This window comes from Sphingopyxis sp. L1A2A, assembly GCF_005502465.1.
Taxonomy (GTDB): Bacteria; Pseudomonadota; Alphaproteobacteria; order Sphingomonadales; family Sphingomonadaceae; genus Sphingopyxis.
The window spans coordinates 1-13,185 of the sequence record NZ_SCOT01000057.1; the positions used below are offsets into that span (position 1 = coordinate 1).

Here is a 13,185-nt window from a genome sequence, read left to right on the forward strand (position 1 = left end):
AGAACACTCGCTCCCGACGCTCCGATATCCTCGCTCATCACCGCTCCTCGCAAAGAGCGGCTATCAGCACCCCGCAGCAGCTTCCCGCAAGGTGGCCTTCAGGACACGGTTACAGATCACCCTCTCCGCTCAATTTCTCTCCTGTTCTGGCTTGAAGGCCTCGCTATCCGATCCTTCTGAAGCCAGAACAGGCAATGCGATATTCAGGGTGTTCGGCACCGGGCGTTACCGGTGCCCGGTGCCGACACGATCTCAGCGAGATTTTTACGCCGTCGCCGCTATGACATATTCGGGCGGGACGATCCCGGTCCGGTCCCACCAACGTTCGGCCAGGCGCTTGCGAGAGTTGTCCGTTCTGAGCCAGTTCTGGCGAACCTTGCCGTAATCGCGGTGCTCCGGGTCATATCCTCGCAAGGTAATGAGGAAATGCACGTGCGGTGCGATTTCGGGCTGATCGTCGGTTTCCGCTTGATGATGGATCGCCCAGTCTACAACCATGCCGCGGGCCACGAGATAATCCTCGGCAAAGCCTTCGATCAGATTGCGCCAGAAGGCGAGGTCCTCATGGCGCGGCAGACTGCCAACGCAATGCGCGATTGTCGGCTCGTCGGGCCGATACCGCGCCGCATTCTCGTCCGCTTGTGCCCACAGCGCGATTCCCCCCAGCTTGGGCCCGGCCGCGCGGGCAGGAGCACATCGGCCCGCCGCCGCAAGGTCGGAGCGCGACGCCCAGTTAGGCGTCGGACCCCATTCATCAACGCTATTCTGGCGGTTGATGTAGGCATAGCTCGCCTGCGCCGTGCGGTGCGTGCGCAAGAGTTCGGGCGTGTAGCGGCTTGAGCGTTCCCGGATTACATATCGAGTGTTGAACGGGCGGATGTTGTGGATGGTCGTCATTTGGTACGTCTTTCTACAAAGGACAAAGGGACCGCATCGCAGCGGTCCGCTTGCTGATTTGGGTTTGATGGAGGGACGGAGAGACGGCGCCGCAGTGGCTGCTGGACGTCGATTCACCGGATATTTAAAGCTGGTCGCTAGACCGTGCCCTGACGGGCATGACAGCGGCCCATCGCATGCGAAGCGTTGTGCATATGCACGCTCGCAGGCCTCGCTGCTCGAGCGACCCGAGCAGCGAGGCCATTTTTTTATCGATAGTGAGTTTACGCGTTAGGCGCGCTCAGGCGTGGAACAGGCCGTCCTCGAAGCTGACCCATCTCGCGGTTTCGTCGCCCGCAGCAAGGCGTTGTCGATAGTCGCGATAATGATGCGCGAAAGAGTCTGCACGGCGGATTGGGCGTGAGTTCCCGATATCGGCGAGCGCGGCCTTGAGATACTCGCTGGCATCGATCCAGTCGCGCAGGGCCAGCATGATCTCGAAAAAGGGTTCCGGTCGCGCGCTGCGGAACGCCTCGACATGCGCCCACAGCATCAAGCGTGCGGTCGCGACGCGCAGCGCATGGTCTTCGGCTGCCGCAGGCGCCGAGCGCGACCAGGCAAGCTCGATGTCCGCATCGCCGATCTCGGGCATCGGGATCGAGAAACGACGGCACGCTGTTCGCTCATCGAACCCATGGTCTCCCATTGCGACGGGATCGTTAGCCGTCTCGCCAAAGCAAAGTTCTGCAAGAGCCGGCTCGACGAAGAAGCGGCGGCTCATCGCGTCCATCGCCAACGTCATGCGATCGGCCGTGGACGCGATCTGGACCACGCCGGGCAACAGCGTCTTGTCGAGCAAGTGCGGCAATGGGATTTCCGATTTGCGCGCGTCGGAGACGCAGATCGTGTTGATCCAGCGCTGACCATCATCTTGATCGACCATCGTCAGGACCGCCGCCGCAACCGGCCTGCGTGCCAACGCCGGATGCTCGTCTGGTATGTCGTTGACGGGAATGCACGCCAGACCGATCACCTGTAGGCATTTGGGAAGTTGATACTCGTTCACGATATTCTCCTTTCGGAGGATCAGGGATCCGAGACAGCACTCCTGCCTCTTTTCCTTTCACCCTGTTCCTCGCTTCCCGCGTCAGCGTCTCCACCGCTTGGCGGGCGCGAAGGCGCGTCCCGCTTTTCCATCGGACGGACATGCGAGGTCGGTCTGCGGCGGCGCCGCAGGGGTGATCTTCATTTTAAGAGAAGCAGACCCTCCCTGAGGGTCTGCCGATCAGCGTCCTCGACCGCCGGGCTCTCGGCCGGGCAGTCTGCGGGCGGACGGATGAAGACCCTTCGATGGCTTCGACCGTTTCGCCTTTTGCTTCGCTGTTCGCCGCTTGATCCCGAACGCCATGATCGCCCCGGCGGCCGCCATATCCCCGCTGGACCGTGCCGATGCCAGCGCGCGCTTCAACCGATCCGCCTCTTTCGGCGGATCGAACCGCACCGAACCGCGCTCGACCAGTAGCCACTCTTCGTCGAGCAGCGGATCGCCCATGTGCAGCAAGCAGTCCGCTTCGTTTGCCCGCAGCGGCGCGGCTGGCAGCAAGCCGGACCCCACCATTCTATCATGCAGGATATCGTTGCGCGTCTCCTGCTGAACAAACCAGGCGGCCCTGGTGCGGGCGCTTATGTCAGGCTGGATGAGCCACTCTGCGCGAGGTCCGAGGGCGTCGCGCAGCGTCTCCACCGTGTCCGGTGCTTCGGCATCCGCACGCCGCGCGAACAGGAAAGGGACAGGCGCACGGCGCCACAGGGCGGCACGGTCGGTCTCGTGGTGTGCGTCGGTTAATTCGGCAGGCACCGGCGCAACTTGCGTCGCAGGTCGATCGAGCCAAGATGCCCGCCGCTTCTGCTCCACGTCCCACGCCGTCGGCCGGCGTGCCGGGCCGATATCGGGCAGGTTCCTGAACATCTGTGCACGCTGTTCGACGATCGTCGAAAGCAGATCCTGCCCCCCTGCGCTCCGGATGTAGGTAGTATCGAACCAACCGCGGGGGTCGTCGCGCAGATCGATCCGAAATGCGCCGCGCCAGTGCGCGATGCGAACAGGATAGGTCTTGATGACCGATTTTAGCGCTTGGAGCTGGTCATTGGTCGGTTTGTCGGGGAACGGCCCATTGATTGGGGTGTCGGCAAGCCGCTGGTACAGATCTGCAAACTTTTCTCGCCCGTTGTTTTGGATGGGTAGATAGTCGTCAGCGCGAACATCGCGTAGGATTTTGGCCTGCTTAGGGGCGACGGAAACAGAGTCTTCGGCGGGAATATCAAATTCTCGCGACAGCTCGGCACGCGGCGAGAGCCATGCGGGCACCGGCTGTGGTTCGCGGCCGGGTGTAATCGCACCGAACCTCACCAGGTCGGACTCACGCGCGCCCAACGATGCTATTGTCGGCAAGGGCCGATCGAGCGCGCGAGGCGGCGACAGTGCAAATTCTTGGTCGGCCTCCCGCTGGCGGCCTGACGCGATTTCGCGGGTCGCCTGAATGCGCAGATCGCGCAATTTGATCCGCCGCCCAATCTCGGGAGTATCGCGCCAGCGAATCACCGCCGTCTGCAGCCAAGCGCTTTTGTCGACGAGATTATTATCATCCAGACCTGCCGGTCCGCGCTTGGTCAGCAACGCGCAGACTTGGGCGAGCTCTTTCTGCTGGGTATCGCGGATCGCCGGGAGCCGCTTTCGATAGGGCGCGGAATTCAAATCGACGCCCCGGATCACATCCTGAGGATCGTCGGCAGGAAGCACGACCAAGCTTCCGTCGACTTCGCTGAGAAGGAGCGGCGTCTCAGCGATGCGCTTCATCACCGCATTGGGATCCAGCATCGTTGCGGAGCTGACCTCGCTGGACAACATTGCGTCGACAACGCGCGTCGGCTCAGGGTTCTGGATCGCAAGTCTCAGGTCTCGCTCGAGGCGCTCGCGAAGATCGGCGGCGCTGCGTTCAAGAAGCATCGCCTGCTCGCGGCGCTCGGCCATCGCCGCCTGTTCAACGACCAACTCCCGGTCGAGTTCATCGAGATAGGCTTCGGCCTCGTTACCCCGCCGGGTCCACGCGTGCGACAGATAGGTATCGTGTCCGTCCTTCCGCGCCTTGGCCGCATAGCTCGGGGCAAATCTCGCAACGATACGCGGATGGCTGCACGCCATAGCGCACAGCGTTTCGATCTCTGCGGCCTCAGCGCGCAGCCGGACCGCTGTATGCTCGCGATCGCGAAGCTCGCGCGCGAGCCGCTCCAGCCGGTCGCGGTCGTCCGAAGTGCGGACTTCGCGCACGCGCGCTTCGCGTAATTCAAAAGCCGTATCGGCATCCGCCAAATCTGCATCGCGCTTCGCAACCTGCTGCGCGAGCACGCGCACCCAGCCGATCGCCGCATTGTCGAGCGACACATCCGGCGTAGCTCCCGCACGTTCGAGCAAGGTGGCCTTGCCACCGACCTTACGCATGGTTTGCGCATCCAGTCCCATCTTCGCATAGGTTTCTGGCGAGAGCCGGTAATCAGCGTCAATTGCATCGAGTTCGACATTAACGAGACGGGCTATCTCGCACCGGAAGGGTTTCATGAAGCTGGCCGCGATTTGCGGTACGACATGGGCGTCGAACGCCAGTTCACCGTCGTTATCGATGGTCACCGCACGCTTGCCGACCTGAAAGTGCAGATGCCAGTTCTTCAGATTATTGAGCGCGTCGGGTTCGTGTCGTACGAACAGGGCGGGGACGACCCGCTCTGCGTCAGCATCGCCACTTTCGGATTTGGCGAGCGATTGCACCCAGACGTTCGCGCCGACAAGAATGCGTTCGTGCGCCGCGCCGTCGAGATGAGAAGGAAGCTCTGCCTCGCCCGCGATCACCGCATAGCTGCCGCGACCTTCGCTGAGCTTCACCGGCGGAGCCGCATCCGGCCAGCCCGGCAGCGCCGCGAGCCACTTCAGCGCGGCAGGCGCCTCCGGATCGATCCACGGCACACCAACCGACTGGCGCTTTTTGCCGAGCGCCTTGCCGCCATCCACCCGCCTCTGCTCGGCGTTGAGGATGTGACGCAGACCTTCCGGACAATCGTTGCGACGCGCAGCGCCGGCAAAAAACGCAGGCGCGAGTTCATATTTGATGTTGAGACGCGGCGGTCCGGCGGATTTGTTTTTTCGCCGCCCAAACTCATGCGCTTCGACCGCGTCCCACTGCTCGGCTCGCTTGACCGGATCCGGATCGAGCGTCGTAATGAGGATCTGGCGATCGTTATGGCCATGATCCTGCGTGTAGCGGTCGAACGTCGCAGCGGGCCGCTCCTCTGCCGCTATTTCCGGCTCCGCATTCGCATCGCCGATCTTACCGGTCGCATAATCATCGAAGGCGGCCGCCGCTCGCTCGCGGGTTACGTTGCGCGCCAGGTGGAAGCTGCGCTCCCCCGCCCCGCTCGTCAGCCGCGATATGTCCGGCACGCTCGGAATGCCGAACCAGGCGCGCCGGGCGGGAGCTGCTTTCCCGCGCTCCCAGCGCTGCGCGGAATCGAGGCTCGCGCGGACCTTGCCGCGCAGGAGGCCCAGGGGATCGTCGAGTTCCATTTCCGCAAGGTCGAGCGGCAAGTCGCGGATGATCCGCTTTGCTGCGCGCCTGCGAAAAGTTCCGATCGGGTCCATGATCTCCAGTCCACGCTTCCAAAGGCGGGCCGAGCCCGTCCTACCAGCCCGCGGCAGGCGCCCGCTCGGGAAATCCCGAGCGAAACCGACCTTGCTAATCCGAAGGATATCATGTTGATGTTAGCTTCCACAATCGAAGAATGGGCAGCTAACCTATTTCGCAAAACAAGTAAGCCTGCATCGAATATAGCTTACATGTCTGATAATCTCAAAATCTCCTGTGCCGAAAACTCCATCGAGGATGTAAGGGGATTTTCATTTCAACATACGCGATGATGGTGGATGTAAGGTCAAACGATGATCGCCTCACACCGACCTATCGGTGATAAATGAGCCACCATCCTGCGATATTTCCACATACGAAAGTAACGGTTATTGTGGAGATCGCTTTGACATTCCCATAAATAGTAGCCCGCCCGATTCGTCAGGCCTCCGCGAGATTGTTTGCGAGGCCAGGTCTTCTCGGTGCGGGAGGACGATTTGGATTACCTTGACGACGCTGTTGATGCCATTGGTAATCTATTATGTGAAGCGGCGTTCGCAGGTTTCGACGCGGCCGTGGATCAGCACCAGAAATCGCGAGCGACGGGCGCTGAACTGCGAGATGGCGCTGTTGCGCACGCGCTGCTCGGACCATGTTTAAACAGGCTATTACAAGGAATCATCGGTGAAGCGAGCCGCAAGACGGTCCCGCGTTTCAACGCCTACCGGCTCCATCCGCGGTATAGCCGTGACGCGCTCGTGTCCGAACTCGAGGACGCTGAGAAATCTTTCCACGATGCGATCCTCAACTCGTCCGGCCTAGCCTGGCCGTCCCGCATCTTCAACATCGTGGTCGCTATTATCCGGATCCGCGCCGTCACAATAGCGATTGGGTCTGAATGCATTGCCGAACCGGCACCGCCGGGTCAGCAAAAGAAAAGCGCACCCTCGCTCCGCCGCCGCAAGATTACTGCGGCCGATATTCCAGACGAGATTGCTGAGATCCTCCTGAATTCGACGAACGGGCCAGAGCACTGGGCTGCGGCGATTACCAATCTCGCGGCCATTCGCGGCACCGCTCTCGACGTCGGCGCGATTGCGACAAAGCTCTCGGCCCTCGCCGAACTCGAGGACGGACCTGAGATATTCAATCAAATCATCACGCGTCTGCTCTCAGCGGGTTACACACGACAAACGAGCTCCCCCGCTGCCGATCCAGTCATGTTCTCGACAGGGTTACAGCGGCTTCCCGAGCCGCCGCCTGCACCCGCACCTCCTACCGATCCGCCGCCCACCGTCCCCTCGCGGCAACAGACCGTTGCAACGGCACAACACGCGGACAAGGCAACATACAGTCCTTCGACGCCGTCTCCGCAACGGGCGGGGAATGAAGCCGCAGCGCCCGGTCGTGGAGCGGATCTCGCCGCGAAATTTGCCCGGCAAGCACGATCGCAGGGCGACGCCCGGCAACGTCTTGCCGACGCGCATGCCAAGCACGGCAGGCCCAAATCATGACCGCAAATTTCACGCGGGTAGCCGCACCCCTGCAGCCCAGACGGCCAAACTATTCAACGCAGAAAGGAAGTGACCCATGGCGACCAAAGAACAGGTTGAGGAGCGCCGGCGCAGGCGCAAGCGCCTCATGCTTTACGAGAAGGAGAAGGGCGGCGTCGGCAGCACCGGCACGATGGCAACATTTGCACATCCGCTCATGCACCGCGGCATTCCCATCATCTTCATCGAAGCGAGCCTGTCGCAGCGCGACATCGAACACGCCTATGGCGGTCGACACCGCGTCGAGCCGATCGACCTGGGTGACGAATCCGATCAGGAGAAGCTCATCACGATCATCGATGACGCACCCGAGGGCGCGTACATCCTCGTCAACGTTCCCGGCGGGCGATTTGAGGATCTTGATCGGGTCCACGAGTTTCTCCGCTTCGCGATTGAGGATGAAGAAGACCCGCTCGATATCGACGTCGATATCGTCTGGACTATGGGCCTCGATCAAGCGTCACGCGCGACGCTCGATGCCATGCTCGCCGGTGACCCGCCAGGCCGCGTGCTGCTCAACCTCCCAGCCTGGCACGGGCCGCCCCAAAAGTTCGTGCTCGTCGACGCCGAGCTTCTCGCAGCCGTCGAAAAAACCGGGGGCGATGTATTCTGCTGTCCGGCGTTGCCCGAGCACATCTACGACATGTTCCGCACCGGCAACATCGGCCTCGATCAGATCGATGCGGGCCTATCCCGGGGAACCCGCGCGCGCTTTCGCATGTGGCAGCGCGAAGTCGAAGAGGCCTTGGGGGAGTTGTTCTGATGAGTGAGATATCCAAGGCCGTGCGGGTGTATCAGGCGGTTTTCCGAAAGGAGCCGCGCCCACACACGCTACACATTCTGCAGAGCATGGAGCTGGCTTTCGGCCTTCAGGAAGATGAGCTGCTGACCCATTTGGTCGTGAGCCAGCTCAGAATTGCCGATCGCTTCGAAGCCTTGTTCGAGAAACGTCTAAGCGACGAGAATGGGCACAACTCGAAAATCGGTGAGCATACTCAAGATCTCGGCAAAGTCGTCGATAGTCTTGAAAAGCTGATGTTCGACGTCAACGTTGAGCGTGAGCGACTTAGACAGCGGCCAGCGTGGTCGGTTTATCCATCAACGGATCCACTGGGTATGGTGAACCGAACCCCGTCATTCCCGGTGCTCCGTTATCTGGCCGGTGCATTTCAGAACCGAAATGGGGACTACGAGCGCGACGAGCGGATCCGTGCTGCTCGATGGAGCATCATCTTCATGTTGGAGCTCGCGATTGCGCTCGTGCTGACGCCGTTCCTGATGTGGTGGTGGATCCATGGGTGACTGCGTTAGGACAGCCGCGCGAATCCCGGGCGCTCGTGAAGTGCGGGACAGGCGCGTTAACGGACAAGAAGAACGATGCCGGACACCTGGTCATCGTTGGCACTTTCGCCGCTATCGTTGGCGTATGCCTGCTCCTGCTTTGAGCCGCTGGCACGGTCGCTTTATCGATCTGGGGTCGGCGCTGCTACGCGGTAGTCGCTGTTGATACTTCCAGCGCGTCGTGTTCGGGCCGCGCGGCGCTGCAAGAGATATCCAGCCCAAGTCAAGTGACGCCGACGCGCTGGGCCGACCGCCGAGTTGCGGGGGAGATAAAATATGACGAAGATTATTGACCACAACGGCCACACTATTATCGACGGCGTCTTGCAGCTGAAAAATCTGCGAGTAAAGGGAGATCTCGACCTCACCGGCTGCACCGCGCTCACGGCACTGCCGGAGGGGCTGCGCGTGGAGGGAGATCTCAATCTCAGGGGCTGCACCGCACTCACCGCGCTGCCCGGGGGGTTGCAAGTATATTACTGGCTCGACCTCGCAGGCTGCGCCGCGCTGACCGCGCTCCCCGATGATATCAGTCTGTTCAATTTTGCAATCCTCAACGGGTGCACTGCCCTAATCGCATTGCCGAATGGGTTTAAGGTTTCCGGATATATCGAGCTTAAAGGCTGCACAGCGCTCACCGAGCTGCCGGAGAAGCTAAGCGCTGGTCTTTATCTCGACCTCAGAGGCTGCACCGCACTCACGGCGCTGCCGGATAACATGTGCGTCGATGAGATCATCCTCGACAAGCTTCTTATTTGCCCCGACAGCGTCACTCTCACCTCGTTTTCGGTACCAGAAACGGTCCGCTCAGCTGCTATTGGCCGCCCTCTTGGCGATGTTATCGAGCACTGGGCCCTTAAATACCGCGGCACCGCCAATCGGATCATTCGTAGAATCGAAATGGACGAAGATGTGACGTTCTACTGGGACGATCCTCAATGACGACAGACGCCATAAACTACAATGGCCACAGGATCGTCGATGGTATCCTGCAACTGGACAATTTGCGGTGGACGGGAGATCTGGACCTTAGTTTCTGCACTTCGCTTACCATGCTGCCGGAGGGGTTGCGTGTGCGTGGATCGCTCAATCTGGAATTTTGTACTGCCCTGACCAGCTTGCCGGAGGGCCTAACGGTAGACGGAGATCTCAACCTCAGAGGCTGCACGGCGCTCACCGACCTGCCGACCGGACTGACAGTGGATGGATTGCTCGACCTCAATCACTGCACCGCGCTCATCGCCCTGCCGGATGGGCTGCGTGTGGGTGGGGCCCTCGAGCTCAGGGGCTGCACCGCGCTAACTTCGCTGCCGAAACGCCTACACGCCGATGGAAACCTCACCCTCATTCGCTGCACCGCGCTCACCACACTTCCGGATGGTTTGAGGGTGCGTGGAGCGTTATTCATAGAAGGCTGCAATGCTTTAGCCGCGCTACCCAAAGGTCTCCGCGTGAGTTCACATTTATTCCTTCGCGAACCGACCACGATCGCTGCTTTGCCTGACGATATAGATGTTGGTTTAAGGATCGATCTCGAAAGCCTATTTATCGATGTAATCCCCCAATCCGGTGAAACTTGTATTGTCGTTCGTGATTGCGGCATCCCCGCCACCGTGCGCACACTCGCCATCGGTCGCCGGCTCGGCGAACTGATCGACCACTGGGTCTTAAGCTGGAACGGAATTGGCGAAAAAATCATCACGAGCATCCGCGATGCAAATCCAGGCGAGGTCGAATTCTATTTGGACTCTTAGTCTCGACCAGCGGCAATCTGCATCGTTCCAGCGCCGAGTGGTCACCCAGACAGGCCGCCCGCGCCGACGATCACTGACAATAGATGGTTTGTTAGCGCGTCCGCGCCCTTTCGATTGGCGATTTCTCCCCAGTCATCCCATCGATGCACCCGCTCGGCGAGCCAGGCGAACAGGTCATCACGCGACGCTGCGTCGGCGAAAGACTGCGACCAGACGATATTGCGCGTCGGCATCCGAGCGCCGACGGTGATGCCGGTCAGAGTCACCAAGTAGCGCTTTCCCAAATCCTCGCGCGCAAACAGATGGCGACGGAAACCCACCTCCCGCTCGAAGTCGATCAGCGCGCACTCCCGAGCCTCGGCGTCGGCCCCCTTGTTTGCACTGACCGCCGCCACAACCGCCGACATCGGCAGGCGCTCAAATTCCGGCTCGCGCGTGGCTTGCAGCATCATGAGGACCGACTTCCCCAATGCGCTCAGTCCCCCATCGAAGACGTTCCTCCCCTCCGATGTCTCGACCATACCGATGCTAGCGAGCCAGCACTGATAGAATCGCCAGAACATCATGTCCCCGCCGAAAACATCGTGGTTGCTCTCCGTGCCAAACCAGCTCGCATTGATCGCGGTCATGACCCTCAGCATCAGTTCATGCTGTTCGGGTGCGAAGTGGACCGGCGGGAAGCCCAGTTCTCCTTCCCAGAAGGCGTCCCTGACGCTCGCCCAATGGCGTCCCGCTGCATCCTCGTAGCCGCGCGGATTGGCTCGAAGCCACCATCCCCACGGGAGCTCGCCGGCGTGGCGATCAAAGTCGGCCACGGCCACCTCCGCGACTGGGATCGAGGCCGATCGGCGGCGGCTGGTCGTCGCGCTGGGGCGCGGCGTCCCCGTCCGCGATCGCGCGCAGTTGGGCAGCGAGCGCAACCGTTTCCCGGACAACATAGGCATCGTCGCGATAGGTCCGTGCGAGTTCCGATGACTTGGGCCTGGAGGAACCCTGCGCATGCCTGGGAATGAGATCGTACGCATGATCGCAACTGAAGCCGAACCACCATGCGTGCGGGTCTTCGACCCGGTGATCGGTAGCGTGCGCTACCGGATGGTAGGCCGCCGGGCTTAATGTCACGTGGCAGATGCGGCGCGCCTCGACGGCTAAACGACGCGCCGGACTCGGCCCTTCCTCGCACAGTCTTGAATAGGTCAAACCGCCATGCACCTCGATCCCGATGTCCGACGGAACTGCGCCATTATCCCAGCCCCAGAGTGGGTGGTCGTGGGGAATGCCGACATATCCGGATAGATAGCCATCGTCCGTGTCACGCAACATGATGCAGTCATAGCCACTCGCCTCGTCGCGCCAGCTGATCTTGTCCGCCTCTCCGAGCCACGGCCCCTTGCCATCGGGCCGCGCTGCCTGATCGTAGAATATCTCTTCCGCGGGAACGACGCACGCGCGGGTCGCATAAGCGCGACCGGTTACGAGAACGACGCCGCCCTCTCGCATGACATCGCCTCCGTCGCCGATCAGCTTCGCCAGAGCGAGGTCGGAGCCGAGGATCGGCAGCAGTGTGCCGTCCGTGGCCGGCGCAACGGCAACCGTGGCTGCCTTTCGCATGACGGACGTCTTGCGCTGCCCAGCGGGCACTAGCGCCTTGGACTTGGTGGTTTTAGCCATGTCTTCTCTCCAGCTTAATCTGCGGCACGGATGCTGATCGCTTCCGGCTACGCGTCATGGTGCTGCCCCCGGGGCGGTCTCCGAGTGCGTATCGTTTTCGCATGTCGGCCACGCGATGATCGGTCCGAGACCCCAGGTTTCGCTGCCGATTGGACTGCCCAGATGCGAGGGTGGGGAATGGTATCCCGACGGTGGTTCATGCGATGCCATTAGTAAGATCTGTAGTTACGTTATCGTTCGGTATATCAGACAACGACTAGAGTCAATCGGTCGGACGAAGTCGTTCGTTTGACCGAACGCTCTTTGATTCCTATGGCGTTGCTCTCATGTTAGGTTGTGTCGAGGGAGGTCATGGACATGTCGTTGGCGATGAGGCTGCAGAACCTTCGCACGGCAAAGCAGCAATCGCTTCAAACAGTGGCTGACGCCGTCGGCGCGTCGAAGGCGCATATCTGGGAGCTTGAGAAAGGCACCGCCACAAATCCGTCGATCGAACTTGTCCGAAAGCTCGCCAATCACTTTGAGGTATCTATCGCAAGCCTTGTTGGGGAGAAGCCAGACGAAGATAGCGATGACGAGCATTTGCTCGTCATGTACCGTGATCTGAAATCTCTCGATCCCCAAGATCGCTTGGTTCTTGGAGACATCATAAAGGGAATGCAGAACCGTCGGTCCGGGCGGTAGCGGAGCGGGCGCTCTTAGCACTGGTTCTAATGCCCGACCCATACCGTCGTGGTCGTCACCGGCGCCACGTCCGCGGCAAAGGACTTCGGCGCGGTCGGCGCTTTGGTCGATTCTGCTAATGGCGGTTCTGTCAGCCGGTCTTTGGGACGAATATTCGCATAGCGGACATTCGGCTCGATCGATCGAGGATGTTCAAGAAATTGGTAAGCTAACCGCGCTAAATTTCTTCACATGAAATGGTTTTTTGTAATCGCACTGGCGCTGACCCCGCTTTCCGCGTCCGCGCAGGTCATTAGTCGCTCGGGCCGGGCGATGGACGGCGACTCTCTCAATATGGCGGGGATCGCCGTCCGCTTGCACGGTGTGGACGCCCCCGAGCTTAACCAGACTTGCGCGCGCGGGGGACAAAGCTGGGCATGCGGCAAAGAAGCGTCGGCGAAACTGGCACAACTGGTCAATGGTGCCGAATTGCAATGTGAGCAGCGTGATGTCGACGACTATGACCGGATCGTCGCCAGCTGTGCGGATTCCGACGATCCCGCGCAGGGATACCGACATGATCACGCGCATCGTTCCGATCTGATCCCGCGCGGGATTCCGATCTGATGCCGCGCACGGCTCAGAGCCGTCATC

Annotated in this window: 12 protein-coding genes; 7 read left to right on the top strand and 5 right to left on the bottom strand. The window is 60.8% G+C overall.

What is annotated here, in order from left to right; translation table 11 throughout:
• Positions 1-264: 264 nt before the first annotated feature.
• From FFS68_RS17350 to FFS68_RS17360, 3 genes are all read right to left on the bottom strand, one after another.
• Complete coding sequence (locus tag FFS68_RS17350) at positions 265-897, bottom strand: MobA/MobL family protein (RefSeq protein WP_137754456.1); 633 nt, start codon at positions 895-897, stop codon at positions 265-267.
• A 280-nt stretch (positions 898-1,177) separates the two neighbouring features.
• On the bottom strand, positions 1,178-1,942 hold the full coding sequence (locus FFS68_RS17355) for a hypothetical protein (protein WP_137754457.1): 765 nt from the start codon (positions 1,940-1,942) through the stop codon (positions 1,178-1,180).
• A 219-nt stretch (positions 1,943-2,161) separates the two neighbouring features.
• Complete coding sequence (locus FFS68_RS17360; protein WP_137754458.1) at positions 2,162-5,566, bottom strand: hypothetical protein; 3,405 nt, start codon at positions 5,564-5,566, stop codon at positions 2,162-2,164.
• Between the two features lie 480 nt (positions 5,567-6,046).
• On the opposite strand from FFS68_RS17360, the gene FFS68_RS17365 reads away from it, so the two are divergent.
• The 5 genes from FFS68_RS17365 to FFS68_RS17385 all read left to right on the top strand — a co-directional run bounded on the left by FFS68_RS17365 (position 6,047) and on the right by FFS68_RS17385 (position 10,197).
• Positions 6,047-7,063: a hypothetical protein gene (locus FFS68_RS17365; RefSeq protein WP_137754459.1), complete on the top strand. Its 1,017-nt coding sequence runs from the start codon at positions 6,047-6,049 to the stop codon at positions 7,061-7,063.
• Between the two features lie 76 nt (positions 7,064-7,139).
• On the top strand, positions 7,140-7,865 hold the full coding sequence (locus FFS68_RS17370) for a hypothetical protein (RefSeq protein WP_137754460.1): 726 nt from the start codon (positions 7,140-7,142) through the stop codon (positions 7,863-7,865).
• Positions 7,865-8,404: a hypothetical protein gene (locus FFS68_RS17375; protein ID WP_137754461.1), complete on the top strand. Its 540-nt coding sequence runs from the start codon at positions 7,865-7,867 to the stop codon at positions 8,402-8,404. The genes FFS68_RS17370 and FFS68_RS17375 overlap by 1 nt, the downstream gene beginning before the upstream one ends.
• A gap of 315 nt (positions 8,405-8,719) precedes the next feature.
• Entirely contained in the window at positions 8,720-9,385 is a 666-nt protein-coding gene (locus tag FFS68_RS17380; protein ID WP_137754462.1) for a hypothetical protein, read from the top strand.
• Entirely contained in the window at positions 9,382-10,197 is an 816-nt protein-coding gene (locus FFS68_RS17385; protein WP_137754463.1) for a hypothetical protein, read from the top strand. Before FFS68_RS17380 ends, FFS68_RS17385 begins: the two co-directional genes overlap by 4 nt.
• Positions 10,198-10,238: 41 nt before the next feature.
• On the opposite strand, the gene FFS68_RS17390 is transcribed toward FFS68_RS17385, so the two are convergent.
• Positions 10,239-11,012, bottom strand: coding sequence for a hypothetical protein (locus FFS68_RS17390; protein ID WP_137754464.1), 774 nt, complete (start codon positions 11,010-11,012; stop codon positions 10,239-10,241).
• On the bottom strand, positions 10,999-11,868 hold the full coding sequence (locus FFS68_RS17395; RefSeq protein ID WP_137754465.1) for a hypothetical protein: 870 nt from the start codon (positions 11,866-11,868) through the stop codon (positions 10,999-11,001). The genes FFS68_RS17390 and FFS68_RS17395 overlap by 14 nt, the downstream gene beginning before the upstream one ends.
• A gap of 351 nt (positions 11,869-12,219) precedes the next feature.
• Between FFS68_RS17395 and FFS68_RS17400 the strand changes: the two genes are divergently transcribed.
• Together FFS68_RS17400 and FFS68_RS17405 are read left to right on the top strand one after the other, a co-directional pair.
• On the top strand, positions 12,220-12,552 hold the full coding sequence (locus tag FFS68_RS17400; protein ID WP_137754466.1) for a helix-turn-helix domain-containing protein: 333 nt from the start codon (positions 12,220-12,222) through the stop codon (positions 12,550-12,552).
• Between the two features lie 231 nt (positions 12,553-12,783).
• Positions 12,784-13,158, top strand: coding sequence for a thermonuclease family protein (locus tag FFS68_RS17405; protein ID WP_249340224.1), 375 nt, complete (start codon positions 12,784-12,786; stop codon positions 13,156-13,158).
• Positions 13,159-13,185: the final 27 nt, after the last annotated feature.

Coding starts and splice junctions, on each gene's coding strand:
- FFS68_RS17350 (WP_137754456.1), bottom strand. CDS start 897: ATGACGACCATCCACAACATCCGCCCGTTCAACACTCGATATGTAATC.
- FFS68_RS17360 (WP_137754458.1), bottom strand. CDS start 5,566: ATGGACCCGATCGGAACTTTTCGCAGGCGCGCAGCAAAGCGGATCATC.
- FFS68_RS17370 (WP_137754460.1), top strand. CDS start 7,140: ATGGCGACCAAAGAACAGGTTGAGGAGCGCCGGCGCAGGCGCAAGCGC.
- FFS68_RS17375 (WP_137754461.1), top strand. CDS start 7,865: ATGAGTGAGATATCCAAGGCCGTGCGGGTGTATCAGGCGGTTTTCCGA.
- FFS68_RS17380 (WP_137754462.1), top strand. CDS start 8,720: ATGACGAAGATTATTGACCACAACGGCCACACTATTATCGACGGCGTC.
- FFS68_RS17385 (WP_137754463.1), top strand. CDS start 9,382: ATGACGACAGACGCCATAAACTACAATGGCCACAGGATCGTCGATGGT.
- FFS68_RS17395 (WP_137754465.1), bottom strand. CDS start 11,868: ATGGCTAAAACCACCAAGTCCAAGGCGCTAGTGCCCGCTGGGCAGCGC.
- FFS68_RS17400 (WP_137754466.1), top strand. CDS start 12,220: ATGGACATGTCGTTGGCGATGAGGCTGCAGAACCTTCGCACGGCAAAG.
- FFS68_RS17405 (WP_249340224.1), top strand. CDS start 12,784: ATGAAATGGTTTTTTGTAATCGCACTGGCGCTGACCCCGCTTTCCGCG.